Source organism: Streptomyces katrae, from assembly GCF_000966975.1.
GTDB lineage: Bacteria > Actinomycetota > Actinomycetes > Streptomycetales > Streptomycetaceae > Streptomyces > Streptomyces katrae.
Window position 1 is genome coordinate 1 of the sequence record NZ_JZWV01000519.1, and the last position, 3,014, is coordinate 3,014.

Sequence of the window (3,014 nt, forward strand, 5' to 3'; positions counted from 1 at the left end):
TCTTCGGCACCGCCGCCCCCTTCCTCACCGCCGCCCTCGTCGTCGCCGTCTCGGCCCTGACCGCCCTGGTACTCGCCCGGGCCGGGCACACCCCGCGCGACCGGGTGCTCGCCGCCTGGCCCGAGCTGGCCCCGCTGCCCCCGGCCGCGCTCGGGGCGGGACTGCTCGGCGCCCTGGCCTACGGCGAGGAGTACCGCTACCCCGCCCTCGCCGCCGACCGGGGCACCGTCCCGCGCCGCCTCGGACTGCTCACCGCCAAGCTCGGGGTCTGCGCCGCCCTGGCCCTGCTGCTCGGAGCCCTCGCCGCCGCCACCGACGCCGCCGCCCTCGTGCTGGTGTTCGGCCGGGCCCTCGGCCGGGCCCCGCTGGGCAGCCGGCCGGAGTGGGTGGTTCCCGCCGCGAGCTGGGCGGGCCTGCTGGTCGGCTGCGCCTGGGCCGGGGTGCTCGCCTCGGCGGTGTTCCGCTCCGCCTCGGCCGGCCTGGCCGCCGTGCTCGCCGTACCGGTGATGGTCGTACCGCTGGTGCGCAAGGCGCTGGAAGGACCCTCCGCGTACCCCGCGCACGGGTTCGCCTCCCGGCTGCGCGGTCTGGCATCGGCGCCGTGGCCCGGGGAGACGGACCGCTACGTCCTGGGAGCCTTCCGGGTGATGGTCCAACCCGTGGGTGTCGCGCTGGTGTTGTCGCTGATGGTCCTGTTGTGCGCCTATGGGTTCACAGGACTGCGCGGTCGGGTCCGTTGGTGATCGTTCCGGTGCGGTAGCCGACTTCGGGGCGACCGGAGGAGACCGCTTCGCTCCAGATCACTCGAAGCGGACCGCAACTCCCCGCAAAAGGCCCGGTTCTTTACGATAAGTCGTCAATTGCGCAGGTGGCACCGATCACCCTTTCGTGTGCTTTTCACCAAAGACCTCAAGGGCGGTGGAGGCGCGGCCGACAAAGGATTCGTGAGTACCCTTGCGCACACCATGATGACCGCCGCCCGCCATGCCGACACCGGCCTCGCCGGCCCGGGCGAACTCGACCGCTACCCCTACGCGGAGACCTCCGGCGCCGACCGGGCCGGACCGCCCCACTGGGACGGCGCCGACGTCGAGTTGAGCCGGGTCGGCCGCCGGGCGGCCGGCAGCCGCGGCCGCGGACTGCACGGCCAACTCGTCCAGCAGCTCGGCCAGATGATCGTCTCTGGCGACCTCGGCGCGGACCGGCCCCTGGTCCCCGAGGAGATCGGCCAGCGCTTCGAGGTCTCCCGCACCGTCGTCCGCGAATCGCTGCGGGTCCTGGAGGCCAAGGGCCTCGTCAGTGCCCGCCCCAACGTGGGGACCCGGGTCCGTCCGGTCGCCGACTGGAACCTCCTCGACCCCGACATCATCGAGTGGCGCGCCTTCGGCCCCCAGCGCGACGACCAGCGCCGCGAGCTCAACGAGCTCCGCTGGACCATCGAGCCCCTCGCTGCCCGCCTCGCCGCCGGCCACGGCCGCCCCGACGTCCAGCAGCGCCTGTCCGACATGGTCGAGATCATGGGCCACGCCCTCGGGCAGGGTGACGCGATCACCTTCGCCCGCGCCGACAACGAGTTCCACGCGCTGCTGATCCAGGTCGCCGGCAACCGCATGCTGGAGCACCTGTCCGGGATCGTCTCCGCCGCCCTCCAGGTCTCCGGCAGCCCCATCACCTCCTGCGACCGCCCCAGCGAGACCTGCGTGGCCCACCACGCGCGGATGGTCGAAGCCCTCGCCACCGGTGACGGCGCCGGCGCCGAGAGCGCCATGCGCCAGCTCCTGACGGTGCATCCGGAGGTCGAGCGCGTGGTGCCCGCCCCGCGCGAACACTGACCCCCGGCGCACGGGGGCGTGGGGGTGCTGCACCGGTCGCCGGGCCCGTTCTTCGGGCCCGGCGACACCGGTGTGCGAGGGGTGCCGCGACCCCGGTGTGACTTGGGCCACGAAGATTGGGCGTAACGCTCTGCGACGTCGCGCGATGACCTAAGCAGTGATGGCCGACGGAGGGAAACAGCAGCCCTTGGGGTGCTGTGCAGCTCCCCGGCCCCTGCCCGCGCCCCCGGCCCATCCCCAGTCGGTGGTCGTCGGCTCCGGTCCAGCACCAGGCCGGGGTCGGAACCCGTTCCCATCGTTCCGAGAGGTTGTTCGTGTCGGCCAGCACATCCCGTACGCTCCCGCCGGAGATCGCCGAATCCGAGTCTGTGATGGCGCTCATCGAGCGGGGCAAGGCCGAGGGGCAGATCGCCGGCGATGACGTGCGTCGGGCCTTCGAGGCTGACCAGATTCCTGCGACCCAGTGGAAGAATGTCCTGCGCAGCCTCAACCAGATCCTCGAGGAAGAGGGTGTGACGCTGATGGTCAGTGCCGCAGAGTCGCCCAAGCGCACCCCACGCAAGAGCGTCGCAGCGAAGACCCCCGCCAAGCGTACGACGACCAGGCCGGTCGCGGCCAAACCGGCCGCCGCCCCGGCCGCGGCCGAGGTCCCGCCGGCGCCCGCGCCCACGGAACCCGAGGCCGCCGACGCCCTCGCCGAGGAGCCCGTGGCCGAGCCCGTCGCGAAGAAGACGACAGCCCGGAAGACGGCCGCCAAGAAGGCCGCGCCCGCGAAGAAGGCCGCCGCGAAGAAGACCGCGGCCAAGAAGACCGCCGCCAAGAAGGACCTGGACGAGGGCGACGAAGAGGCCGTCGACGAGGGTCCCGACGCGGTGAAGGCCGAGGCCGAGGAAGAGGAGGAGGGCGGGGAGAACAAGGGCTTCGTCATCTCCGACGACGAGGACGACGCCCCCGCCCAGCAGGTCGTGGTGGCCGGCGCCACCGCCGACCCGGTCAAGGACTACCTCAAGCAGATCGGCAAGGTCCCCCTCCTCAACGCGGAGCAGGAGGTCGAGCTCGCCAAGCGCATCGAGGCGGGCCTCTTCGCCGAGGACAAGCTGGCCAACTCTGACAAGCTGGCGCCCAAGCTCAAGCGCGAGCTGGAGATCATCGCCGAGGACGGCCGCCGCGCCAAGAACCACC

At 72.5% G+C, this 3,014-nt stretch carries 3 protein-coding genes; all 3 read left to right on the forward strand.

Annotated elements, in window-relative coordinates; genetic code table 11:
* On the forward strand, positions 1 to 743 hold a 743-nt coding region (locus VR44_RS18940; RefSeq protein WP_045948724.1), incomplete at its 5' end, for a hypothetical protein.
* A 201-nt stretch (positions 744 to 944) separates the two neighbouring features.
* A complete protein-coding gene (locus VR44_RS18945) occupies positions 945 to 1,832 on the forward strand; it encodes a FadR/GntR family transcriptional regulator (protein WP_094191744.1) in 888 nt (295 codons plus the stop codon).
* Positions 1,833 to 2,140: 308 nt separating this feature from the next.
* A partial coding sequence (locus VR44_RS18950; RefSeq protein WP_281187156.1) for a sigma-70 factor domain-containing protein occupies positions 2,141 to 3,014 on the forward strand: 874 nt, incomplete at its 3' end.